The following is a 23,597-nucleotide window of genomic DNA, read 5'->3' on the forward strand; positions in this document are numbered from 1 at the left end:
ATTCGGGTGGGGCTGCTCCGGGTCCGGCACCATCTGGACAATTCTGCTTCTGCGCGCACGGTCGCGCACTCCATGCGGAGCGGTGGCGAAGATACCAGCTTGCTGATATCGGTAAAAGTGATGTTTATATATATGCAAATCGCTAAAAGCGATATGCATCACGCCATCGGTCATGCCCGCACTTGAAGTATGGTTAAAGGACGTCTTAACTGCACCTATCTCTTATTTTTCCATCTGCATTCCTCCACAAGACCGATAAAAGGCGATGCGATGAGCAACCCACACAAAGCTGGAAAATCCGACAGTTCAGTCGATGCCTGGGCGATCTTCTTTCTTATATTGCTGGTAGCGGGGGCGGGAGTCTTCTGGGTCAGTGGTCAGTAGCGCGCCGGCTCTGCTACCGCCGCTCTCAGCTTTTGCCGCGCCCCGCCGATAACCAGGGTTCAACCCCCCGTGGAGCGGACGGCCACCCTTGGTAAAGGATTTATCGGCGGTCAAGGTTTCAACAGCGAGAGCGGGCTGGCTGGCCCGCTCACTGGCGATGCTGTGCGCGCTGGGTTGTGGCTCTGGCTGGGCGGCGTCAGTGGTATTTCTAAGCCCCGGCCCTGCGTCAGATGGCTATTGGAACAGCTACGCGCGAGTCATGCAGGCCGCTGCGGATGCAACCGGTATGGCATTGCGCGTGGAGTTCTCCGACCGCGACACACGCACCCAGGTCGATCTGGCGCGGCAGACCCTCAAAGGCGATCAGCGCCCCGATTATCTGGTGTTTTCCAACGAATTGAACGTGGCACCGGAAATCCTGCGTCTGGCCGAAGGCAGCGGGGTGAAGTTGTTGCTGGTCAACAACACCCTGAGCCTCGATCAGCGGCGGATTCTCGGTGATTTGTCGCAGCGTTACCCGGACCTGCTCGGCAGCCTGCTCGGTAACGACGAGCAAGGCGGGTATCTGACGGCCAAGCGTCTGATCAAACAACTTGGCCCGCTGACGCCAGGGCAGAGCGTCGACATGCTGGCCTTCTCCGGCACCAATGCCACCCCGGTGTCACTGTTGCGTGAAAAAGGCATGCGTAGGGCAGTGGCTGAACACCCTGAAGTGAACCTGCGTCAGGTGGTGCTGGGTGTCTGGCGCCGCGAGCGGGCGCTGGAGCAGGCGCGCATGCTGTTCAAGCGCTATCCGGACACCCGGCTGGTGTGGGCCGCGAACGAGCAAATGGCCTATGGCGCCATGGACGCTCTGGCAGAGATCGGCGGCGTCGCCGGCCGAGACGTGTTGTTCAGTGCGATCAACGGCACTCCCGAATCATTGCAGGCGTTGCTCGATGGTCGCCTGTCGGCAGTGGCCAGTGGGCACTTCACCCTGGGAGGCTGGGCGCTGGTGTTGCTCAGTGACTATGATCGCCAGCGGGTGGGCGGGCCAATGCCACTGGGTGAGCGTGAGATTGATGTCCTGCAACTGGTGGAGCCAGGCGAAACCGTGCGTCTGCTGGAGGCGGCCAGAGGCGACAGTTACCGGGTCGACCCGCAGGTGTTTACCAGGCCCGCCACGCCCGGCGATTCGCCATTCGCCTTGCGGCATATGCTGCCTGCCAGTCAGGCCCCGACGAAATAAAGCACCAGCCGCGCAATCAACAACAACCCCAAGACAAACACCAGCGTGAAGCCGGCACCGAGCACGATAAAGTGCCAGGGCTTGTCGTGGGCGAAGTCGCGCTCGCGGTTGCGGTTGCTTTGCACGCCGAAGGCCGCGGCCAGAACGCTTTGCAGCATCTGCCAGAAGCCGGGCGGGTCGGGTTTTTCAGGTGGCGGAGTCTGGAGGTGCATAGAGAGGTACATGGGATTGCCCTGCGCAGGCATGTGTCAGGCAGGGTAGTCGCGCAAAGGAGGTATTGCCGGGGCAGGCGACGTACAACCGCTGCCGGATGCCCGACGGTAACAAACCGTACCACTTCGATACCTGCGATGCGGGCAGGAAGGGAACGAAATCAAAGTGCCACTAGTCTTAAGGGTTGCAGAAACCACAGGATCGGCCGATACGATCCCATGAGGGCAGAGTTCAGTCCTGCTCGATCCAGGCTGGAAAGGATCATCCGCTCGGTTATTTATCTGGCTGTATTTTCAGAGCGTCGCCTGATGAAAAAAACACTGCTGGGCGTGCGAGCGTTGATGTCCGTACCCAAGGACAACCCTGGTCTGGTCAAGGCGCAGTACATCGCGCTGTCTCGCCAGTTGCCCATGATGTATTTCATCCTGCTGATCAACACCCTGATGCTGGCCGGCACTCACTTTGCGGTCGCGCCGCGCTGGTTGGTGGTGTATTGCCCGTTGATCATGACCTTGTTCGGCGTGGTTCGTGCGGCGCAATGGATATGCACGCGCAAGCGCACCTGCAGCCCGGCGCAGATGCTGACGGCGCTCAAGCGCACCAATATGCTCGCGCCGTTTGTCGCCGTGGCGTTTACCGCCTGGTCGCTGGCGCTGTTTCCCTATGGCGACAGCTATACCCAGGCGCATGTCGCCTTTTATATGGCGATCACCGTCATCGGCTGCATTTTTTGCATGATGCACCTGCTGCCAGCCGCGCTGGCCACCACGGCAGTGGTCAACACAGCGTTCGTGGTGTTCTTCGCGTCCACCAATATCATTACCTTCATTGCCACTGCGATTGACGTCCTGCTGGTGTCGATCGCCATGCTGGTCATTCTCAAGGCGCAGTACGCCGACTTCACCCGGCTGGTGAACATGCAGGCGCATACGGCAAAACTCAGCGAGGAAAACCTTCACTTGGCCAATCAGGACAGCCTGACCGGGCTGGCCAATCGGCGGCAGTTCTTTTCCCGCCTTGATACGCTGCTGTCCCGTGCCCGCGAGCAGGAGATTCGTCTGGCCGTGGGGCTGATCGATCTGGATGGCTTCAAACCGGTCAATGATCTGTATGGCCATAGCATCGGTGACAAGCTGCTCTATCAGGTTGGCCAGCGCCTGACCGGGCTACTCGACGAAGAGGTGCACCTGGCCCGGCTGGGCGGTGACGAGTTCGGTCTGATCTTCACTCAGGCCATGAGCGACGAGCAGTTGCTTGGGGTTGGCGAAACCATTTGCGCCAGCATGCGCGAGCCGTTTCTGCTGGTCGACATTCCGATTCAGATCAGTGCTTCACTGGGCATTGCGACGTTCCCGGATCACGCAACCTGCGCCACGCAAGTGTATGAGTACGCCGACTACGCCCTGTATCAGAGCAAGCGCCACCGCCCCGGCACGGTCTGCCTGTTCAGCGCAGCCCATCGCCAGCAGCTCAATCGCGAAGGGCTGACCGAGCAGGCCCTGCGCAGGGCCGATCTGGAGGGTGAGTTTTACGTGGTGTTCCAGCCCATCGTGGACATTCGCCGTGAGCAAACCGTCGCGTTCGAGGCCCTGGCACGCTGGGAAAGCCCGGAGTTGGGTAACGTGCCGCCCGGCGATTTCATCCCGATTGCCGAGCGCGTCGGCATGGTCAATCGCCTCACGCTGCCGTTGCTCAGCAAGGCGCTGGAGGCGGCCGCGAGCTGGCCTGCGGGCATGCGCCTGTCATTTAACCTGTCCGCCCACGACTGTGGTTCCGAGGACGCCGCCCAGCAGATCGTCGAGCTGATCAGCAACAGCGGCTTCGACCCGGCCTGTCTCGATCTGGAAATCACCGAAACCGCGGTCATCCAGGACCTGGCGCAGACCCAGCGAGCGATCAGCCGGTTTCGTGAACTGGGCTGCGGTATTTCTCTCGACGACTTCGGCACTGGTTATTCCAGCCTGAGCCAGATCCACGCGCTGTCGCTGACCAAACTGAAGGTCGACCGCACCTTCGTCACCAACATCCACCTCGACCCGGCCAGCTTCAAGATCGTCAAGTCGCTGATTGCCCTGTGCCAGGACATGCAGCTCGAATGCATCGTCGAAGGCGTGGAAACCGCCGCAGAACTTGATGCCCTGAAAAACCTTGGCTGCGCCTGGGCCCAAGGCTACCTGTTCTCCAGACCCATGCGCGCCAGCGACATCGGCGCCTGGCTTGACGGCGAGCAACTGGCCAGGGTCCAGGCGGTTTGATCCGCCGCCCCGGCGCCACGCTGTCGTGCAACAAACCCGCAACCCCCGTAGGACCGGCTTTAGCCGGGAAGCCTTCGCGGCTAAAGCGGATCGCCGCCCGGCCGCTCCTACGGGTTATTCGTCATAGCCAAGGTTCGGTGCCAGCCAGCGCTCGGTGACTTCCAGCGATTGCTGCTTGCGGGCGGTGTAGCTTTCGACCTGATCCTTGTCGACCTTGCCCACGGCAAAATATTGCGCATCCGGATGGGCGAAGTACCAGCCGCTGACCGCCGCGGCCGGGAACATGGCGTAGTGTTCGGTGAGGAACACCCCGCTTTTGCCAGCCGTGTGGATCGGCGTGCCGGCCGGCAACGGGTCGAGCAGGTTGAACAGGCTGCTCTTCTCGGTGTGGTCCGGGCAGGCCGGGTAGCCGGGGGCAGGGCGGATACCGCGGTACTGCTCGCGGATCAGCGCTTCGTTATCGAGTTGCTCGTCGGCGGCATAGCCCCAGTACTCTTTACGCACCCGCTCGTGCAGCCACTCGGCGCAGGCCTCGGCCAGTCGGTCGGCCAGGGCCTTGACCATGATCGCGTTGTAGTCGTCGCCATTGTCCTGATAGGCCTTGGCCACTTCTTCGGCACCGATGCCGGCGGTGGTGATGAACCCGCCCATGTAATCGGTCACGCCGCTGCTTTTCGGTGCCACGTAGTCAGCCAGCGAGAGGTTCGGTTTGTCATCGGGCTTGATGGTTTGCTGGCGCAGGTGATGCAGGGTCGCCAGAGTCCGGCCATCGTCAGCGTAGACTTCCAGGTCGTCATCGTTGATCTGGTTGGCCGGCCAGAAGCCGAACACCGCGCGCGCGCTGATCAGCTGTTCGTCGATCAGTTTACGCAGCAGTTGCTGCGCATCGTCGAACAGAACGGTGGCCGCTTCGCCGACCACTTCGTCGGTGAGGATGCGCGGGTACTTGCCGGCCAGGTCCCAGGAAATGAAGAACGGCGTCCAGTCGATGTACTCGGCCAGCACATTGAGGTCGATGTTTTCCAGCACCCGGGTGCCGGTGAACGTCGGCACTGCCGGGGTGTAGCCGGCCCAGTCAAACTTCGGCTTCTTGGCCACGGCGGCGGCGTAGGGCAGGCGCTCGGTGCGGCTGCTGCGCGCTGCGGTGCGCTCACGCACCTGGACATATTCTTCGCGGGTTTTCTCGACAAAGCCCGGCTTCAGCTCTTTGGACAGCAACTGGGTGGCCACGCCGACGGCGCGTGAGGCGTCGGTGACGTAGATCACCGCGTCGTTACTGTAACGCGGCTCGATCTTCACCGCGGTGTGCGCCTTGGAGGTGGTGGCGCCGCCGATCAGCAGCGGCAGGTGGAAGTCCTGGCGTTGCATTTCACGGGCGACGTGGACCATCTCGTCCAGCGACGGGGTGATCAGCCCGGACAGGCCGATGATGTCGCACTTCTGCTCTTTGGCGACCTGCAGGATCTTCTCGGCCGGCACCATCACCCCAAGGTCGACGATGTCGTAGCCGTTACAGCCCAGCACCACGCCGACAATATTCTTGCCGATGTCATGCACGTCACCCTTGACCGTGGCCATCAGGATTTTGCCCTTGGCTTCGGGCTTGTCGCCTTTCTCGGCTTCGATAAAGGGGATCAGGTGGGCCACGGCCTGTTTCATTACCCGGGCGGATTTCACCACTTGGGGCAGGAACATCTTGCCTGAGCCGAACAGGTCACCGACGGTGTTCATGCCGGCCATCAACGGGCCTTCGATCACCTCGATCGGCCGATTGAACGACAGCCGCGACTCTTCGGTGTCTTCCACGATAAACGCGGTGATGCCTTTGACCAGGGCGTGCTCCAGGCGCTGGTTGACCGGCCAGCCGCGCCACTCTTCGGTTTCAGCTTCTTTGGTGCTGCCGTCGCCACGGTAGTCATCGGCGATGGCCAGTAGCGCGTCGGTGCCTTCCGGGGTGCGGTTGAGCACCACGTCTTCGACCTTCTCACGCAACGCCGCCGGGATCTCGTCATAGATCTCCAACTGGCCGGCATTGACGATGCCCATGGTCAGGCCGTTCTGGATGGCGTGATACAAAAACACCGAGTGGATGGCTTCGCGCACCGGGTTATTGCCGCGGAACGAGAACGACACGTTGGAGACCCCGCCACTCGACAGGGCGAATGGCAGATGGTCGCGGATGTAGGCGCAGGCTTCGATGAAGTCAACGGCGTAGTTGTTGTGTTCTTCGATGCCGGTGGCCACGGCAAAGATGTTCGGGTCGAAAATGATGTCTTCCGGCGGGAAGCCCACTTCATTGACCAGAATGTCGTAGCTGCGCTGGCAGATCTCGCGCTTGCGTGCGGCGGTATCGGCCTGGCCGACTTCGTCGAAGGCCATCACCACCACGGCAGCGCCGTAGCGCTTGCACAGCCGGGCGTGATGCTTGAATGCCTCGACGCCTTCTTTCATCGAAATCGAGTTGACGATGCCCTTGCCCTGGATGCATTTGAGGCCGGCCTCGATGACTTCCCATTTCGAGGAGTCGATCATGATCGGCACTCGCGAGATATCCGGCTCACCAGCGATCAGGTTGAGGAACCGGACCATGGCCGCCTGGGAGTCGAGCATCCCTTCGTCCATGTTGATGTCGATCACCTGGGCACCGGCTTCGACCTGTTGCAGGGCCACTTCCAGTGCTTCGGTGTAGTTCTCTTCACGGATCAGCCGGGCGAACTTCGCCGAGCCGGTGATGTTGGTCCGCTCACCGACGTTGACGAACAACGACTGGCGATCGATGGTGAACGGCTCAAGGCCCGAAAGGCGGCAGGCTTTGGGAATCTCGGGGATCACGCGCGGCGGATGCTTGGCCACGGCCTCGGCGATCGCCTTGATGTGCGCAGGCGTACTGCCACAGCAACCGCCGATGATGTTCAAAAAGCCGCTGGCGGCGAACTCTTCGACCACTTCGGCCATCTGTGCCGGGGTTTCGTCGTATTCACCGAACGCGTTTGGCAAGCCGGCGTTAGGGTGCGCCGAGACGTGGGTGTCGGCTTTGTTCGACAGCTCTTCGAGGTACGGACGCAGGTCCTTGGCGCCCAGCGCGCAGTTCAGGCCGACACTGATCGGGTTGGCATGGCGCACCGAGTTCCAGAATGCTTCAGTGGTCTGGCCTGACAGGGTGCGGCCCGAGGCGTCGGTGATGGTGCCGGAAATCATGATCGGCAGTTCAACGCCGTCTTCTTCGAACACCTGCTGCACGGCGAAGATTGCCGCCTTGGCGTTGAGGGTGTCGAAGATGGTCTCGATCAGGATCAGGTCGGCGCCGCCTTCGATCAGGCCACGGGTGGCCTCGGTGTAGTTATCGACCAGTTCGTCGAAGGTGACGTTGCGATAGCCGGGGTCGTTGACGTCCGGTGAAATCGAGCAGGTGCGGCTGGTCGGGCCGAGGACGCCGGCGACGAAGCGCGGGCGGTCCGGGGTTTCGAGGGTTTTCGCATCGGCCACCTGGCGGGCGATACGTGCGCCTTCTACGTTGATCTCGTAGACCAGCGCTTCCATGCCGTAGTCGGCCTGGGACACTTTGGTGGCGTTGAAGGTGTTGGTTTCAAGGATGTCGGCACCGGCATCCAGATAAGCCTTCTCGATGGCACCAATCACGTCCGGGCGGGTCAGAAGCAGCAGGTCGTTGTTACCTTTGACGTCGCTGGGCCAGTCGGCAAAGCGCGCGCCGCGATAATCCTGCTCTTCGAGCCGGTAGCTCTGGATCATGGTGCCCATGCCGCCATCGAGGATCAGGATCCTCTGTTGTAGAGCATTCAGGAGAGCTTGATGGCGGGCGCTGCGATCAGACATTGAGGGCTACCTAGCAAAGGCCACAGATGAAAAGGCCGTATAAAGAAAGGCCGAAATAATACCAAAGCACGACCGTTTTAGCGTTGCTCGGGCATTTACATGAAAATTGCTCATCTTGGCGACCTTGAACCGTTATAGACTGATGGCCATTGGCCTTGGGGAATCAACCGGATATGCCGTACCGTCTGCTGGCAGGACTTGCCTTGTTGCTGTCATGCTGCACGCTCCAGGCGCGTGATTTGCCTGTACCTGCTGCCTCACCTGTTTCCTACACCCGTGATATCCAGCCGATCCTCACCGACAAGTGTGTGGCCTGCCACGCCTGCAACGATGCGCCGTGCCAGCTTAATCTGGGCAGCGGCGAGGGCGTGTTGCGCGGGGCCAATAAAGTGCCGGTGTATCAGGGCGAGCGCTCTCGGGCGGTTGACCCGACCCGGCTGTTTTACGATGCCAATGGCACGGCGGCCTGGCAGCGCAAGGGCTTTTATTCGGTGCTTGAGGCACACGGCGGGCAAGCGGCGTTGATGACCCGGATGCTGGAGTTGGGTCAACAAAAGCCGTTGCCGCCCAACAGCAAGATTCCGGATGACATCGTGTTGGGCCTGAACCGCGAAAACCTTTGCCCGTCGCCGGAGGAGTTCAACGGCTACGCTGGCGCGCACCCGACCCAGGGCATGCCCCTGGCGGTGACCGGCCTGACCGCCACTGAGCACCAGACCCTGCAACGCTGGCTGGCGGCCGGCGCGCCGATAGACCAGCAGCCGCTGCAGGCCAATGCCGTGGAAGCGGCGCAGATCAAAGAGTGGGAAGCGCTGCTCAACCGCCCCGGTGCCAGCCAGGCGCTGGTCGGCCGCTGGCTGTATGAGCATCTGTTTCTGGCGCACATTTACTTCGACAATGGCGACCCCGGACATTTCTTTCAGTGGGTGCGCTCGCGCACCCCAAGCGGCAAACCGGTGGACATCATCGCTACCCGGCGGCCCAACGACGATCCTGGTCGCACCGAGTTCTACTACCGTCTGGTGCCGGTGCAGGGTGTGATCGTCCACAAGACCCACATCACCTACGCGCTGAGTGCGCAGAAGCTCAAGCGTGTGCAGGAGCTGTTCTATAACAACGACTGGCACGCCAGCGCTGTGCCGGGTTACGGCCCAGGGCATCGGGCCAATCCGTTCCTGACCTTCGAGGCAATTCCGGCCAGGGCGCGCTATCAGTTCATGCTCGATAACGCCCAATACTTTGTGAACAGCTTCATTCGCGGGCCAGTATGCCGGGGGCAGATCGCCACCGATGTGATCCGCGACCACTTCTGGGTGCTGTTCCAGGAGCCGGCCAGCGACCTGTACGTCGACGATGCCCGTTATCAGGGGCAAGCTACACCGCTGCTGGCCATGCCGGGGCAGAACGATGACGTCGGCAGTGTTCTGAGTCTGTGGCTGTCCTACAAGGATCGGCGTAACGACTATGAAAACCTGCGGCGCGATCACTACGCCGATGCGCCGCCGGCCGATTGGTCGACGCTGTGGAAGGGTAACGACAATGCCTTGTTGACGGTGTTTCGCCACTTCGACAGTGCCACGGTAAGCAAGGGCCTGATTGGCGATGTGCCCAAGTCCACCTGGCTGTTCGACTATCCGCTGCTGGAGCGCACCTATTACCAGTTGGTGGTCAACTTCGATGTGTACGGCAATATCGCCCATCAGGCCCAGACCCGGCTGTATTTCGATCTGATCCGCAACGGCGCGGAAATCAACTTCCTGCGCCTGATGCCGGCCAACCGGCGTGAAGCGTTGCTCAGCGACCTGTATCAGGATTCGGGCAAGATCAAGATGTGGCTCGATTACCAGCGCATCGATGACGACACGCCGAGCCGTCTGCAACTCGATGAAAAGCACACGGTGCGCGACTTTGCCCGGCAATTGATCCAGCGCATGGGGCCGCTGAATGCGGCTGCGGACCCGATCAACCGTTGCCCGGCTTCCGGTGCCTGTGTGCGTGCCGGGCTGGCACCGCAACTGGCCCATGCCGAGCAGGTGCTGAGCCGGCTGGCGGCAAAACCTGCGGGGCAACTGAAGGTCATCGAGTGGATGCCCGAGGCCACCATGCTGCGGGTGGCCGACAGCAGCGGCCAGCGCGAGGTGTACAGCGTACTGCGTAACCGCGCCCACAGTAATGTGGCGTTCCTGCTGGGGGAATCGTATCGCTATCAACCCAGGCTCGACACCCTGACGGTCTACCCCGGGGTGCTGAGCAGCTACCCGAACTTCATGTTCAACGTGCCGGCCGGCGAGGTTGAGGCCTTTGTCGAGGCGATGCGCCAGGTCAGCGATCAGCCAGGCTTCGAGAGGCTGGTCGAGCGTTGGGGTGTCAGGCGTACCCACCCGCAGTTCTGGAGCCTGTTCCATGACCTGAGCCGCTACATTCAGGAGCATGACCCGCGAGAGTTCGGGGTGCTGGATATGAATCGTTACGAGAACCTCTGAGGTCCGGTTCTGATCGCTGGTTTTCAGCTGCAGGCCTTGCCAGACATGGCCTGCAGCCATTATCGATTGACCGGCGGTACGGGTTTTTCAAGACCTTTTGTGATTTGCGGCTGTCAGTAAACCTGCGTGTCCCGCCAACCCGGTGCGGACGATTCAGTGAGAGCACAGCGCACACACGAGGTTCAGGAATGCTGATTTCGGTTCAGGCCCTGCGGGCAGTCGCGGCATGGGTAGTGGTATGTCATCACTTCATGCAGATCTTTTTTGATTTCAAGGCCAGCGGGCCGATCGGCGAGTTTTTCGTCGCCAAGGGCGCGGTAGGCGTCGATATCTTTTTTGTCATCAGCGGCTTGGTCATCTACCTGTCGACCCACGAGCGGGACATGCCTGCCTCGCGCTTCATTGCCTTGCGCCTGTTACGTATCGTGCCGGCCTATTGGTTGTACACCCTGGCCATGGGCCTGTTATTGCTGTTCGCTGCGCCGTGGCTGCCGCATCAGGTGATCGGCTGGCAGAACTTTCTGCTGTCGCTGTTTTTCATTCCTTCGGAAAACCCCGGCGGCTACGGCCTGTATCCGACCCTCAATGTCGGCTGGACGCTGAATTACGAGATGCTGTTCTACCTGTTGTTCTCGATGGTGTTCCTGTTCGAGCGTCGCCATCGGCCACTGATCATTGCCAGTGCGTTGTTCGTGGTGACCGAGGTGCTGGCGCGCAGCGGTCTGATCAGCCGCTTCTACGGCAACGACATCGTTTATGAATTTCTGCTGGGTATCGGTATTGGCATGGCCTATCAGCGTGGCTGGATTCGCCAGGCGGTGTGGCTGCCGCTGGCCGGTGTGGCGCTGGGGCTGTTGCTGATCCAGAACCTCGACAATAGCCAGCGCCTGCTGCACTGGGGGCTGCCGAGTGCCTTGATCGTACTGTGTTGCGTATCGCTCGAACCGCTGTTTCGCGGCAGCAAGCTGCTCAAGAGCCTGGGCGACTGTTCCTATTCGGTCTACTTGCTGCACGTGTTGGTGCTGTATGGCGGGCTGCTGTTGGCCCAGCGTTACAGCCTCAACCCGTACATGGTGTTTGCCTGCTGCGTGCCGGTGATTGCGGTGGGGGCCTGGCTGAGCTACGAGTGGGTCGAGAAGGGCCTGTATCAGCGCATGCGCGCCAGGCTGGATGCACGGCGCAGCGGGCGCCAGGCGCAGGCGGTTTGATGAATTGGTGCTTTCCTGACAACAGCACTAGGTTTTGTGCGCCGCCCTCGATTGGCGTAAACTCCCGGCAAGTCTGCGAGGAATGTTCATGACCGCCATAACCATAACTGATGCTGCCCACGACTACCTGGCTGATCTGCTGGAAAAGCAGAATACCCCCGGTATAGGCATCCGTGTTTTCATCACCCAGCCCGGCACTCAATATGCCGAGACCTGCATCGCCTACTGCAAGCCCGGCGAAGAGAAGCCAGAAGACAAGGCTCTGGGCCTCAAGCGCTTCACCGCCTGGATTGACGGCTTCAGCGAAGCCTTTCTGGACGACGCGGTGGTCGATTACGCCACCGACCGCATGGGCGGCCAGCTGACCATCAAGGCGCCCAACGCCAAGGTGCCGATGGTCAATGCCGACAGCCCGATCAACGAGCGCATCAACTACTACCTGCAAACCGAGATCAACCCGGGGCTCGCCAGCCACGGCGGTCAGGTCAGCCTGATCGACGTGGTGGAAGAGGGCGAGCAGAACATTGCCGTGCTGCAATTCGGCGGTGGCTGCCAGGGCTGTGGCCAGGCGGACGTAACCCTCAAGGAAGGTATCGAGCGCACCTTGCTCGAGCGCATTCCCGAGCTGCACGGCGTGCGCGACGTGACCGACCACACCCAGAAAGAAAACGCCTACTACTGATTGTTGTCTGGTGTTTCCCATGCTCGTAGGAGCGGCTTCAGCCGCGAAGCATTAAGCATGTTTTCGCTGCTAAAGCAGCTCCTACGTCAGCCTCAATACAGTTCGCTTAAGCACTGAATGCCCCCGGCGGCTCCCACCGGTCCAAATAAACAGTATTGACGTTACTTCCGTGCCCTCAAGGCCGGTACAGATGCGCATGCCCGGCCCGATACAGCGCCGACTCTGCAAAGTTGTCTGCCGCCAGCACCCGCCCCACAACGATCAATGCGGTGCGCCGAAAGCCTTTGGCCTGCACCTTTGCCTCGATATCGGCCAGCGTGCCGCGCACCCAGTCCTGGTCCGGCCAGCTGGCGCGGTGCACCACTGCAATCGGGCAGTCGACGCCATAATGCGGTAATAGCTCTTCAACAATCCGCCCGATATTCTTGATCCCCAGGTGGATCGCCATGGTCGTGCCGTGGCGTGCCAGGTCGGCCAACGCTTCGCCGGCCGGCATCGGTGAGGTGTCGGCGTAGCGGGTCAGGATCACGCTTTGGGCGATGTCCGGCAGCGTCAGTTCGGTTTCCAGCAACGCCGCGCAGGCGGCGGTGGCGGTGACGCCGGGGATGATTTCGAATGGAATCTGCAGTTCGCGCAGGCAACGAATCTGCTCGCCGATCGCGCCATACAGGCTCGGGTCGCCGGAGTGCACGCGGGCCACATCCTGGCCCTGTGCATGAGCAGATTTCATCAAGGCAATGATCTGTTCGAGGTGTAATTCGGCGCTGTTGACCACTTGGCTGGCGCCATGCCCCTCCAGGACCGCCACCGGCACCAGCGAGCCGGCATAAATAATGACCGGGCAGCTACGAATCAAACGCTGGCCTTTGACGGTAATCAGCTCCGGATCGCCGGGGCCGGCGCCGATGAAATAGACAGTCAATCGTTACTCCAGAACAAGACGGCGAGTGCTTTGTGGGAGCGAGCTCTGCTCGCAAAAGGGCCCTCACAGGCTATAGAAATTCAAGGGTGCTGGTCAAAGGCGCTAATCGCCAAGGCAAATGTCGCCTGGCGAGTCTTGCGGTACTCGATCAACAGCCGCGCAGGGGCATTGCCTAGCTGGTTGGCAAGGGCCAGCGCCGCGCTTTCAGCCACCCCATAACAGCCGGTATGGGTCAAAGTCAGCGCCGAGCGATGAGTCAACTGCGGCTCGAACGCCTGCAATTGCGCAGCGCTGAAAAACACCAGTGGCAACTGCAACTGCCCGGCCAATTGCAATAAGCCTGGGGTCTGGCGGCGTTTGTCGATTGAAGCCAGGCCGCTGACGGCGTCCAGGGTCAGGCCGTGTTGCGCCAGGCTGGCTTCAATCAACGCCAGCAGCGCCTCGGCCGGGCAGTCCTGATGACAGCCCAGCCCGATCGCCATGCAGCTGTCAGGACTGGCGGGCATGGCTGCGGCGGAACAGCCAGGCACTGACGGTGCCCAGGGCAACCCAGAACACTACGTTGGTCACCAGCGAGGCGATGATGAACTGCGATTCCAGCGCCTCGGGTGCCAGGCTCGAATGCTCGACCGGCTGCGGCGCACCGAACAGATGCGGGGCGATCAGCCAGGCAGCGCCCAGCAGTTTCAGCCATAGGCTTTGGCCAAACACCATCAGTGCCAGACCCGCGGCCGTGGCGGCAGCGGTGGAAATCCACCAGGTCTGGCGCTGGCCCAGTTCGGCCGCCGCGGTGCCCGGCAATTCAGGCGGCAGGCCGAGGGTCGGGGCCAGGACGAACACGGCAAAGCCGGCCAGTCCCCAGAACGCGCCCTGCGCCGTGCTGTTCGGCGCGCGCAGGGTATACAGGCCTGCCAGCATCAGGGCAAACCCGACCGCCACCACCAGATTACCGCCGGTGGTCGACAGCAGCCGCTGCCAGCCGTCTTCAGGCTCCCAGGCTTTGGCGTCGTGCTCGTGGCTATGGGCCGCCCCTGGTTCGCCCGCATGGCTGTGCTCTTGGGCGGCTGGGGCTTGCTCGAAGGTTTCTGCCTCAAGAATCAGCGGCGTGACCCACAGGCTTTGCACCAGGGTCAGCAGCAGGGCGGCGAGCAGGCCGCTGAAACCTGCGGTGTGCAGGATGCGCTTGAACATGACGGGCTCTCGATCAATGGCACGGGAAGGCGGCGCTGTGGCGCGTATCGTGGGCGGCGTTGTGCACCGCATCGATATGCGAGAAACCGGCGAAATACACCAGGCTGCAACCGATGACGACAGCGCCGATGGCGGCTGTCAGGCGCTGGCTGAGAGTGGCGGGGGTGGTGACCGACTGGCTGCTGCTGATGCTCGACATGACACTGGCCTCTTGTTGTGAAACGGGCAGGCATGCGCACCAACCCCACCATGAAAATGGCAGGCATCGACGGCGCCCGCCCACCGCGGGGTTGTCCAATAAAGTGATTGCGGGCCGGTCTCCGGGCTTGCGAGGGACACACAGGGTGTCTGACAAAGATCGCCTTCCCGCGCGTATGCACAGTGGATAGACCTTTCGCTCGCTTACCGTTGCGGGGGCAGCACCGGACTTTGTCTGGTCAATGGACCTGAGCAGCACCGGTTTCCCGTTTCACCCCGTGAGGGGCACCCGTAACAAGGTGTGTAGCAGAGCATGGGCGTTCAGTAACGTCAATCTCGGCGTTGACCTGTCGGTGCCCACTGCGTAGCCTTGCGGCCTTGAGGTTCCTTACGCGAGTGAGGCTAAGACGGGAATGCGGTCCCAGATCTGGAAAGTCCGCAGCTGCCCCCGCAACTGTAAGCGGTCATGTTCGCTGCCGTGCCACTGCTCAACGAGCGGGAAGGCGCAGTGAATGCCTTGAAGTTCAAGGCTCCCCGCAAGCCAGGAGACCTGCCTCTAAGCATTCTCACTACAACCGGGCGGGGTGATCCGGTGGCGATCTCCAGCGAGCCATGCGCCGCTGTCGTCCTGCTTGCCCGCCGTATTGCCAAAGGGCATCCGATGAAAACACTGGCCAAGCTCCCCGTCACCATCGTTACCGGCTTTCTCGGCTCGGGTAAAACCACCTTGCTGCGGCATATGCTCGACAACGCCGAAGGGCGCCGTATCGCGGTGATCGTCAACGAATTTGGCGAGTTGGGCATCGACGGTGAAATCCTCAAGCAGTGCACCATCGGTTGTACCGAAGAAGAAGCCAGCGGTCGGGTTTACGAACTGGCCAATGGCTGCCTGTGCTGCACCGTGCAGGAAGAGTTCTTCCCGGTGATGCGCGAACTGGTCGAGCGGCGTGGCGATCTGGACCATATCCTGATCGAAACCAGCGGCCTGGCGCTGCCCAAGCCGTTGGTACAAGCTTTCCAGTGGCCGGAAATCCGCAACGCCTGCACCGTTGACGCGGTGATCACCGTGGTCGACAGCCCGGCGGTCAAGGCCGGCACTTTTGCCGCCTACCCCGATCAGGTCGATGCGCAGCGCAAGCTCGACCCTAACCTGGACCATGAGTCGCCGCTGCACGAGCTGTTTGCCGACCAACTGGCCAGCGCTGATCTGGTCATCCTCAACAAGGCCGACATGATCGACGCTGACGGTCTGGCCGCCGTGCGCGCCGAAGTGGCTGAAGAACTGCCGCCGGCGGTCAAGGTCATCGAAGCCAGCAACGGCCGCCTGCCGCTCAACGTTCTGCTGGGGGTTGGCGCCGAGTCTGAACTGCACATTGACGGGCGCAAGACTCACCATGATTCTCACCATGACGGTGAGGAGGATGACGATCACGATCACGACGCTTTCGATTCGATCTCCATCAAGCTGCCGCAAGCCGAAGAGGCTGTGTTGCTCAGTGCCCTTAATCAACTGGTGGTCGAATACGGCATCCTGCGCGTCAAGGGCTTCGCGGCCATCCCTGGCAAACCGATGCGCTTGCTGATTCAGGGCGTGGGTACGCGCTTTGACAAACACTTCGACCGCGCTTGGCGAGCCGATGAAGAGCGCGCCACGCAACTGGTGCTGATCGGTCAGGAACTGGACGCCGCTCAGCTTGAAGCGCGTCTGAACGCGGCACTGGCCGGCTGACCCATGCACCTGCTGCGAACCCAGCCCGGCGGCTTTGTACCCGACGACAGCATTGCCGATCTCGGCCAGACCCCCGCCGAGCTGGTGATTCTCTGCAGCGGCGACTCCAGCCTCGCGCTGCTGGCCGAAGCCGCCCGGCAACTGCCGGATGACTACCCAAGCCTGCGCCTGGCCAACCCGATGCAGGTCCAGAACCATGCGTCGGTCGATCTGTATGTCGAAGACGTGCTGCAGCATGCACGGTTGATCCTGATCTCGCTGCACGGCGGCATTGGCTACTGGCGCTACGGCGTCGAGCGGCTGATGGAGCTGGCCGGGCGCGGCGTGCAGGTGATCCTGGTGCCCGGTGATGATCGCCCGGACCCTGAGCTTGCCGATCTTTCCACGGTGCCGGCCGCCGAGCGTGACCGACTCTGGCAGTACCTGCGTCAAGGTGGGCTGGATAACGCGCTGAACCTGTTCCATTGCGTGGCCAGCCACTGGTTGCAGCGCCGTTACCCTTGGCAGGAACCGCAGGCCTTGCCGCGCACCGCGATTTATCATCCGCAGCACGGCACCACCGAGCTTGCCGGTTGGCAAGCCGACTGGGACAGCGCCGCGCCGGTGGCGGCGCTGCTGTTCTACCGCTCGCACTTGCAGGCAGCCAATACCGGTTTTATCGACCTGTTTTGCGCCCGTTTACAGGCCCAGGGCCTGAATCCGCTGCCGATTGCCGTCGCCAGCCTGAAGGAGCCTGGCTGCCTGAGCGTGGTCGAAGACTGGCTGGACCAAGTCGATGCCGCGCTGATTCTGAATACCACCGGCTTTGCCCAGTCCAGCCCGGAAGCGCCGCATCTGCGCCCGTTTCGCCGCAATATCCCGGTGATCCAGGCCATTTGCGCACAAGACAACGAGCCGGCCTGGCAGGCCAGCGAGCTGGGCCTGGGGTCCCGTGACCTGGCCATGCACATCGCCTTGCCGGAACTGGACGGGCGCATCATCAGCCGACCGATCAGTTTCAAGGACCTGGCCTGGCGCAGTGAGCGCAGCCAGTCTGATGTGGTCTGCTACCGCGCCCAGCCAGAGCGCATGGACTTTGTCGCTGCCCTGGCGCACAACTGGGCGCAACTGGCCCGGCTGGCCAATGCCGACAAGCGTGTTGCACTGATTCTGGCCAACTACCCGACCCGCGATGGGCGTATCGGCAACGGTGTCGGCCTGGATACCCCGGCGGCGGCGCTGAATATTTTGCGCGCCATGCAGCAGCAGGGCTATCCGGTGCAGGACCTGCCCGCCAGCGGTACCGAACTGATCCAGCAGTTGCTCGGTGGCGTGACCAACGACCTGGAAACCCTGGACCTGCGCCCCTGCCAGCAAAGCATGGCGCTGGACGAGTACCTGCAGGCCTTTGCGCAACTGTCGAGCGCCAATCAGGCGGCCGTGACTGAGCGCTGGGGCGCGCCGCAGGCTGACCCGATGTTTCGCAGCGGACGTATGATGATCGCCGGCATCCGCCTGGGCCTGACCTTCGTCGGTATTCAGCCGGCGCGGGGTTATCAGGTCGATCCGAGCGCCGTTTACCACGACCCCGACCTGACACCGCCGCATGGTTATCTGGCGTTCTACTTCTGGCTGCGCAAGGCCTATGGCATGCATGCGGTCATTCATGTCGGCAAACACGGCAACCTGGAATGGCTGCCGGGTAAAGGCGTAGGGCTGTCGGCCGAGTGTTGGCCTGATGCGATTCTTGGCCCTACGCCCAATATCTATCCGTTCATCGTCAATGATCCGGGCGAGGGCGCCCAGGCCAAGCGGCGTACCCAGGCGGTGATCATCGATCACCTGATGCCGCCATTGACCCGCGCCGAGACCTACGGACCGTTGCGCGACCTTGAGCTGCTGGCTGACGAATACTACGAAGCGCAACTGCTCGACCCGCGCCGTGCCCGCGAGCTGCAAAAGCAGATTCTGCAACGGGTGCGCGACACCCGGCTGGATCAGGAATTGGGGCTGGAGGCGTCGAGCAACGCCGAAGAGGATGCCGCGCTGTGGTTGCCGCGGCTGGACACTTATCTGTGTGACTTGAAGGAGTCGCAGATCCGCGACGGCCTGCATGTGTTTGGCGAGTCGCCCAGTGGCCGCCTGCGGACTGACACTTTACTGGCTTTGCTGCGCATCCCGCGGGGTGACGGTCGCGGCGCACGCTCGAGCCTGTTGCGCGCCTTGGCCAAGGCCTTCGGCCTGGGCTTTGACCCGCTCGACTGTGCGTTGGCCGAACCGTGCGAGCATCCGCGCCCGGCCGCCTTGCTGACGCTCAGTGATGATCCATGGCGCACCTTGGGTGACAGTCGCGAGCGGCTCGAATTGTACGCCGCCGGCCTGATCGAACGGGTTAGCGCCGGCCAGGCGCTGCTTGATGTGCCGCAGCACGAAGACCTGCAGTTGATTCTGGAGCACCTGCGCGAGCTGGTGGCGCCGCGCCTGGATGCTTGCGGGCCGGCCGAGATGCAAGGGCTGCTCGACGCCCTGGCCGGGCGTTTCGTGCCGGCCGGCCCTAGCGGTGCGCCGAGCCGCGGGCGGCTGGACGTACTGCCGACCGGGCGCAATTTCTTCAGTGTCGACGTGCGCAATCTGCCGACCCCGACCGCCTGGCGCATCGGCTTTCAGTCCGCCAGCCTGTTGCTGGAGCGGCATCTGCAAGACCATGGCGACTACCTGCGCCAACTGGGCCTGTCGGTATGGGGCACGGCGACCATGCGCACCGGTGGCGACGACATCGCCCAGGCCATGGCCCTGATGGGCGTACGTCCGGTGTGGGCGACCGGCAGCCAGCGGGTCGATGACTTCGAAATCCTGCCGCTGAGCTTGCTTGATCGGCCGCGGGTGGATGTGACCCTGCGGGTATCGGGGTTCTTTCGCGATGCGTTCGCCAGCCTGATCAAGCTGTTCGATGCCGCCGTGCAGGCGGTGGCGGCGCTGGATGAGCCTGACGACATGAACCCGCTCGCTGCCCGGGTGCGCCAGGAGCGTCTTGAGCTGCAAGCCAGCGGCATGGATGCCGAGCAGGCTGCACGTCAGGCCGGCTGGCGGATTTTCGGCGCCAAGCCCGGCGCTTATGGGGCAGGCGTGCAGGGTGCTATTGACGGTCGCCTGTGGCAGAGCCGTGACGACCTGGCCGAGGTATACCTGAACTGGGGCGGTTACGCCTACGGCGCCAGTGATGACGGCACGCCGGCCCGCCAGGATTTTGCCCGACGCCTGTCGCAGGTCGAGGCGGTGCTGCAAAATCAGGACAATCGCGAGCATGACTTGCTCGATTCCAATGACTATTACCAGTTCCAGGGCGGCATGCTCGCCGCCGCCGACACCCTGCGCGGCGCCAAGACTGCCAGCTACCACGGCGATCATAGCCAGCCCGACTTGCCGAAGATCCGTACCCTCAAAGAGGAGCTGAACCGGGTGATCCGTTCTCGGGCGGCTAACCCGAAGTGGATCGACGGCGTGAAGCGCCACGGTTATAAAGGCGCCTTCGAGATGGCTGCGACCCTGGATTTCCTGTTCGGTTTCGATGCCACCACTGAACTGATCGACGACCACCAGTACGAGTTGCTGGCCGACGCTTATCTGCTGGACGGCGCAACCCGTGAGTTCATTCAGCAGCACAACCCTGACGCGCTGCGCGACATGACCGAGCGCATGCTCGAAGCCCAGCAGCGCGGCCTGTGGCAGGCGCCGGGCGACTATCGTGAAGCGCTGGAAACCTTGCTGCTGGATATTGAAGAGAATTGAATCGTGCTTAATACCACCCCTATTGATCTGGCCGATGTCGCCCCACACTTCCCGCTGGCGGCGGTGGTTGGGGCCGATCAGCTCAAGCTGGCTTTGTGTCTGACCGCCATCGACCCGAAAATCGGCGGGGTCCTCATCGAAGGCCCACGGGGCATGGCCAAATCGACCCTGGCCCGTGGCCTGGCCGACCTGCTGGCAGGCGGTGCGTTTGTCACGCTGCCGCTGGGCGCCAGTGAAGAGCGTCTGGTCGGCACCCTCGACCTGGATGCGGCGCTGGGCCAGGGCAGGGCGCAGTTCTCTGCTGGTGTATTGGCCAAGGCCGATGGCGGGGTGCTGTATGTCGATGAGGTCAACCTGCTGGCCGATCACCTGGTGGATTTACTGCTCGACGTCGCGGCCAGTGGCACCAACCTGGTGGAGCGTGACGGCATTTCCCATCGCCACGCAGCGCGCTTCATCCTGATCGGTACGATGAACCCGGAGGAGGGCGAGTTGCGTCCGCAACTGCTCGACCGCTTTGGCCTTAACGTAGCCCTCAGTGGCCAGACGCCACCGACCGAGCGTGGGCAGATCATCCGCCGCCGTTTGCAGTTCGACAGCGACCCGCAGGCTTTCTGCGCTCAATGGCAAGGCGAGCAACAGGCGCTGCAACAACGCTGTGCAACGGCCCGTGAGCGGCTCAACCGCATTGAGCTGGACGAACAGAGCCTGAACCAGATTAACCAACGGTGTTTTGCTGCCGGGGTCGATGGCTTGCGGGCCGACCTGGTCTGGCTGCGCGCTGCCCGCGCTCACGCCGCCTGGCGCGGCGGCGAGGCGATTAGCGAGGAAGATATCGACGCAGTGGCCGAGTTTGCCTTGCGTCATCGTCGTCGTAATACCACCCCTATCGAAGATTCTGCTACCGAGTCCAGATCGCATTCCAACCCCTGTAATCAGCCAGAACAGCAGGATTCAGGCCAGGGCAGTTGGGGTGAATTACCGGCGCAGAATGTGCCCACCGCGCAGCGCCGGCAAGTGCCGAGCTGGCCAAAAAAGCCCTAGGCATTCGTCCCCGCCAGGCCAAGGGGGCGGATGCCAGCCCCAGGCGCGGCACACTGGCCGGTGGCCGACTTGGCGCCGCACGGGCAGGGCAGCATGGGCCAATTGCCTGGCTGCCGACGTTGCTGCGCGGCCGGCCCAAAGCCGCCCGCGACCTGATCCGCCAGCCGCGCAGCCAGCGCCCGCAAGAGCTGCTGCTGGTGGTGGTCGACGCCTCCGCCTCGACCCGGCGCAATCAGGGGCTGAGCCTGGCCAAAGGCGTCCTGGCACAGACCTTCGACGATGCCTACCGCCGCCGGGCTCGCCTGGCATTGCTTACCGCCAGCGGCAGTCAGCCACGCTGGCAGCATCAAGGGCTCAAGGCTTCACGCGCTTTGCAACCCTGGCTCGACAGCCTGGGCGCGGGCGGCGGTACCCCGCTGGCTGAAGCGCTACACCAAGCGGCGCAGTGGCTGAGCCAACGGCGCAAGCGTCATCCTGCAGAGCAGCAACGGTTGTTGGTGCTGACCGATGGACGTCTCGCGCAGTTGCCAGCCTTGCCGGTGTTCGATTGCCCGGGGTTGCTGGTGGATATCGAAACCGGGCCGATCCGGCTGGGGCGGGCAAGGGCGCTGGCGGATGGATTGAGGGTCGAGTACCGGCACGTAGAGGATCTGCGATATGCCTGATACCGCGTCTTCGTATATCAGATAGTGCACATGTGGGAGCGACTTTGGTCGCGAAGGGGTCATGACATTCACAGCAAATGTCCTGGTTTTACTGGCCTTTGCGTCGGAGTGCCGCCACACCAAGGTCCATCCCCGCGTTCACGCCGGCCACTGCCACGCCGGCCCATCCAGCAAACCATGCTGCCCTTGCACTCGGGTCTGGCCCAGCTCCTTTTCCAGCACCAGACTGACACAATCCGGCGATTGCTCCAGCGCCTCTACCAGGCGGCTGGAGTGCGACACCACCCAGACCTGACTGCGCGTCGCCGCTTGAGCGATCAGCCGGGCCAATGCTGGAAGCAAGTCCGGATGCAGGCTGCTTTCCGGTTCGTTGAGCACCATTAGCGCGGGCGGGCGCGGGGTGAGCAGGGCGGCGACCAGCAGCAGATAACGCAGGGTGCCGTCGGAAAGCTCACTGACCAGCAGCGGACGCAGCATGCCCGGTTGTTGCAACGCGAGGATGAACAGACCATCGCGCACCTGGATTTGCATGGTGGAGCCGGGAAACGCATCGTCGATGGCGGCATCCAGCGCTTGCGGATCGCCAATCTCACGAATGGTCTGCAGCGCTGCGGCCAGATCGCGGCCACTGTGGTGCAACACCGGGGTGCGGGTGCCCACCTGTGGCTGGCGGGCCGGCGCCGCGTTGTCGGTGCGGAAATGATCGTAGAAACGCCAGTCGCGCAGCTGATTGCGCAGGGCTTCGATCTCCGGGCAGTCCAGGCTGCCACCGGTATCGAACAGGCTGTAAAACTCTGGCAGGCGGTTGCTCAAGCTGCGCCATTCGCGGTTGTCACGCATCCGCACGTTCGGGCCTTTGCGCTCCACCAGTACGGCGGCCGGGCGATACACGGGACCTGCCCAGATCACCTCGCGCTTGATCTGTGGGTCGCGGCTGAACAGTGACGGGCTGAGACGGCCTTCGCCGGAATTGGACTCCGGCAGACCCAGGCTTAGCGCGTAACTGAAGTCCTCACCGGCAAACCCCAGGCGCATGCGTTGTGGCGTGCGGCGGTGCAGGCCTTGCACCGGAGCCTCACCGCGTAATACGGCCTTGGAAAACGTCTCCGGTCCCGCCCAGAAACATGAATCCAGCCCACCCTCGCGAGCAATACCTTGCACCACCCCGTCCTGGGCGGTCTCTGCCAGCAAGCGCAGGGCGCGATACAGGTTGGACTTGCCGCTGCCGTTGGCTCCGGTGACCACCGTCAATTTGCCCAGCGAGAGTTGCAGGCTGTGCAGGGAGCGATAGTTTTCGATGGCGAGGGTATGTAACAAGGGCGTCAGACCGGCGAGTTGGTGTTGTGTGCTGCGCGGATAGCGTTAGCCTTATCGATGATTTGCTGCTGCTCAGCCGCGGCACGACGCTGCACCTCGGCATAAAACGCTTCGCGCTCGGCATGAGAGGTGTATTTGTAAAACTGTGCCAGTCGGGCAAGTGGTTTTTCAGTCGGCTTCTGCATCATCGCCGTGCTCTGACGGTGAGGACCTTCATAAGGTGCTTCTCACTGTAGGGCTCAGGGATAAGCAGGTCAATCAAGCCGCCAATGCGCGATCCAACAGGTTTTGAGTGTTGGCAGTGGATTGTCTTGCAAAAGCTGGCTGTTGCTGGATGGGATGAGATCCGAGGATACGCAATGATTGCAGCGCACCTTTGATGGTGCGCTGGCAGATAAGACGTCTTGGGTGAAGCGATTCAAGTTCGCCCTGTTTTGCGTTGTTGCACGCAGGCAGTCCTGATCAAAAATCGTAAC

Annotated in this window: 17 protein-coding genes and 2 riboswitches; of the genes, 9 read left to right on the plus strand and 8 right to left on the minus strand. The window is 62.3% G+C overall.

Annotated elements, in window-relative coordinates; translation table 11 throughout:
* Positions 1–541 precede the first annotated feature (541 nt).
* On the plus strand, positions 542–1,612 hold the full coding sequence (locus tag NJC40_RS19670) for an ABC transporter substrate-binding protein (RefSeq protein ID WP_253140936.1): 1,071 nt from the start codon (positions 542–544) through the stop codon (positions 1,610–1,612).
* Here the strand turns inward: NJC40_RS19670 and NJC40_RS19675 are convergent.
* Positions 1,594–1,824, minus strand: coding sequence for a DUF2970 domain-containing protein (locus NJC40_RS19675; protein WP_253112516.1), 231 nt, complete (start codon positions 1,822–1,824; stop codon positions 1,594–1,596). The two genes, NJC40_RS19670 and NJC40_RS19675, sit on opposite strands and share 19 nt — an antisense overlap.
* 309 nt (positions 1,825–2,133) lie before the next feature.
* Here NJC40_RS19675 and NJC40_RS19680 point away from each other — a divergent pair, with 309 nt between their 5' ends.
* Positions 2,134–4,080: a putative bifunctional diguanylate cyclase/phosphodiesterase gene (locus NJC40_RS19680; RefSeq protein ID WP_253140873.1), complete on the plus strand. Its 1,947-nt coding sequence runs from the start codon at positions 2,134–2,136 to the stop codon at positions 4,078–4,080.
* 114 nt (positions 4,081–4,194) lie between these two features.
* Here NJC40_RS19680 and metH read toward each other — a convergent pair whose 3' ends face one another.
* Positions 4,195–7,914 carry a methionine synthase gene (metH, locus tag NJC40_RS19685; protein ID WP_253140872.1) on the minus strand — a complete coding sequence of 1,240 codons (3,720 nt, stop codon included), beginning with the start codon at positions 7,912–7,914 and terminating at the stop codon, positions 4,195–4,197.
* A gap of 173 nt (positions 7,915–8,087) precedes the next feature.
* Between metH and NJC40_RS19690 the strand changes: the two genes are divergently transcribed.
* The 3 genes from NJC40_RS19690 (at position 8,088) to nfuA (ending at position 12,287) form a co-directional block, all read left to right on the plus strand.
* Complete coding sequence (locus NJC40_RS19690; protein WP_253140871.1) at positions 8,088–10,397, plus strand: fatty acid cis/trans isomerase; 2,310 nt, start codon at positions 8,088–8,090, stop codon at positions 10,395–10,397.
* A 188-nt stretch (positions 10,398–10,585) separates the two neighbouring features.
* Positions 10,586–11,605 (plus strand): acyltransferase family protein, encoded by a 1,020-nt coding sequence (locus tag NJC40_RS19695; protein WP_253140870.1) that lies wholly within the window; start codon positions 10,586–10,588, stop codon positions 11,603–11,605.
* Positions 11,606–11,693: 88 nt separating this feature from the next.
* Positions 11,694–12,287, plus strand: coding sequence for a Fe-S biogenesis protein NfuA (nfuA, locus tag NJC40_RS19700; RefSeq protein ID WP_045490950.1), 594 nt, complete (start codon positions 11,694–11,696; stop codon positions 12,285–12,287).
* Between the two features lie 175 nt (positions 12,288–12,462).
* Here nfuA and cobM read toward each other — a convergent pair whose 3' ends face one another.
* From cobM to NJC40_RS19720, 4 genes are all read right to left on the minus strand, one after another.
* A complete protein-coding gene (cobM, locus tag NJC40_RS19705) occupies positions 12,463–13,209 on the minus strand; it encodes a precorrin-4 C(11)-methyltransferase (protein WP_253140869.1) in 747 nt (248 codons plus the stop codon).
* Between the two features lie 80 nt (positions 13,210–13,289).
* Positions 13,290–13,691: a cobalamin biosynthesis protein gene (locus NJC40_RS19710; RefSeq protein ID WP_253140868.1), complete on the minus strand. Its 402-nt coding sequence runs from the start codon at positions 13,689–13,691 to the stop codon at positions 13,290–13,292.
* A gap of 7 nt (positions 13,692–13,698) precedes the next feature.
* Complete coding sequence (locus NJC40_RS19715) at positions 13,699–14,400, minus strand: CbtA family protein (RefSeq protein ID WP_253140867.1); 702 nt, start codon at positions 14,398–14,400, stop codon at positions 13,699–13,701.
* A gap of 13 nt (positions 14,401–14,413) precedes the next feature.
* Positions 14,414–14,599: a CbtB domain-containing protein gene (locus NJC40_RS19720; RefSeq protein ID WP_045490958.1), complete on the minus strand. Its 186-nt coding sequence runs from the start codon at positions 14,597–14,599 to the stop codon at positions 14,414–14,416.
* Between the two features lie 95 nt (positions 14,600–14,694).
* A riboswitch (cobalamin riboswitch) is annotated at positions 14,695–14,906 on the minus strand.
* 56 nt (positions 14,907–14,962) lie between these two features.
* Positions 14,963–15,170: riboswitch (cobalamin riboswitch) on the plus strand.
* A gap of 89 nt (positions 15,171–15,259) precedes the next feature.
* Between NJC40_RS19720 and cobW the strand changes: the two genes are divergently transcribed.
* The 4 genes from cobW to NJC40_RS19740 are packed head-to-tail and all read left to right on the plus strand — an operon-like array spanning position 15,260 to position 21,804.
* Positions 15,260–16,327, plus strand: coding sequence for a cobalamin biosynthesis protein CobW (gene cobW / locus NJC40_RS19725; protein WP_045494723.1), 1,068 nt, complete (start codon positions 15,260–15,262; stop codon positions 16,325–16,327).
* Between the two features lie 3 nt (positions 16,328–16,330).
* Positions 16,331–20,095 carry a cobaltochelatase subunit CobN gene (gene cobN / locus NJC40_RS19730; protein WP_253140866.1) on the plus strand — a complete coding sequence of 1,255 codons (3,765 nt, stop codon included), beginning with the start codon at positions 16,331–16,333 and terminating at the stop codon, positions 20,093–20,095.
* Between the two features lie 27 nt (positions 20,096–20,122).
* Positions 20,123–21,139 carry a magnesium chelatase ATPase subunit I gene (locus NJC40_RS19735; RefSeq protein ID WP_253140935.1) on the plus strand — a complete coding sequence of 339 codons (1,017 nt, stop codon included), beginning with the start codon at positions 20,123–20,125 and terminating at the stop codon, positions 21,137–21,139.
* 53 nt (positions 21,140–21,192) lie between these two features.
* Entirely contained in the window at positions 21,193–21,804 is a 612-nt protein-coding gene (locus NJC40_RS19740) for a vWA domain-containing protein (protein WP_253140934.1), read from the plus strand.
* A 138-nt stretch (positions 21,805–21,942) separates the two neighbouring features.
* Here NJC40_RS19740 and NJC40_RS19745 read toward each other — a convergent pair whose 3' ends face one another.
* Both NJC40_RS19745 and NJC40_RS19750 read right to left on the minus strand, forming a co-directional pair.
* Positions 21,943–23,121 (minus strand): AAA family ATPase, encoded by a 1,179-nt coding sequence (locus NJC40_RS19745; RefSeq protein WP_253140865.1) that lies wholly within the window; start codon positions 23,119–23,121, stop codon positions 21,943–21,945.
* 5 nt (positions 23,122–23,126) lie between these two features.
* Positions 23,127–23,309: a hypothetical protein gene (locus tag NJC40_RS19750; protein WP_045490969.1), complete on the minus strand. Its 183-nt coding sequence runs from the start codon at positions 23,307–23,309 to the stop codon at positions 23,127–23,129.
* Positions 23,310–23,597 lie beyond the last annotated feature (288 nt).

This window comes from Pseudomonas sp. 21LCFQ02, assembly GCF_024129895.2.
In the GTDB taxonomy this organism is placed as follows: domain Bacteria; phylum Pseudomonadota; class Gammaproteobacteria; order Pseudomonadales; family Pseudomonadaceae; genus Aquipseudomonas.

Excerpts from the sequence above, each read along its gene's own strand:
- NJC40_RS19670 (WP_253140936.1), top strand. The coding sequence starts at position 542 with ATGCTGTGCGCGCTGGGTTGTGGCTCTGGCTGGGCGGCGTCAGTGGTA.
- NJC40_RS19750 (WP_045490969.1), bottom strand. The coding sequence starts at position 23,309 with ATGATGCAGAAGCCGACTGAAAAACCACTTGCCCGACTGGCACAGTTT.
- nfuA (WP_045490950.1), top strand. The coding sequence starts at position 11,694 with ATGACCGCCATAACCATAACTGATGCTGCCCACGACTACCTGGCTGAT.
- NJC40_RS19695 (WP_253140870.1), top strand. The coding sequence starts at position 10,586 with ATGCTGATTTCGGTTCAGGCCCTGCGGGCAGTCGCGGCATGGGTAGTG.
- cobN (WP_253140866.1), top strand. The coding sequence starts at position 16,331 with ATGCACCTGCTGCGAACCCAGCCCGGCGGCTTTGTACCCGACGACAGC.
- NJC40_RS19710 (WP_253140868.1), bottom strand. The coding sequence starts at position 13,691 with ATGGCGATCGGGCTGGGCTGTCATCAGGACTGCCCGGCCGAGGCGCTG.
- NJC40_RS19720 (WP_045490958.1), bottom strand. The coding sequence starts at position 14,599 with ATGTCGAGCATCAGCAGCAGCCAGTCGGTCACCACCCCCGCCACTCTC.
- metH (WP_253140872.1), bottom strand. The coding sequence starts at position 7,914 with ATGTCTGATCGCAGCGCCCGCCATCAAGCTCTCCTGAATGCTCTACAA.
- NJC40_RS19715 (WP_253140867.1), bottom strand. The coding sequence starts at position 14,400 with ATGTTCAAGCGCATCCTGCACACCGCAGGTTTCAGCGGCCTGCTCGCC.
- NJC40_RS19675 (WP_253112516.1), bottom strand. The coding sequence starts at position 1,824 with ATGCACCTCCAGACTCCGCCACCTGAAAAACCCGACCCGCCCGGCTTC.
- cobW (WP_045494723.1), top strand. The coding sequence starts at position 15,260 with ATGAAAACACTGGCCAAGCTCCCCGTCACCATCGTTACCGGCTTTCTC.
- NJC40_RS19680 (WP_253140873.1), top strand. The coding sequence starts at position 2,134 with ATGAAAAAAACACTGCTGGGCGTGCGAGCGTTGATGTCCGTACCCAAG.
- NJC40_RS19690 (WP_253140871.1), top strand. The coding sequence starts at position 8,088 with ATGCCGTACCGTCTGCTGGCAGGACTTGCCTTGTTGCTGTCATGCTGC.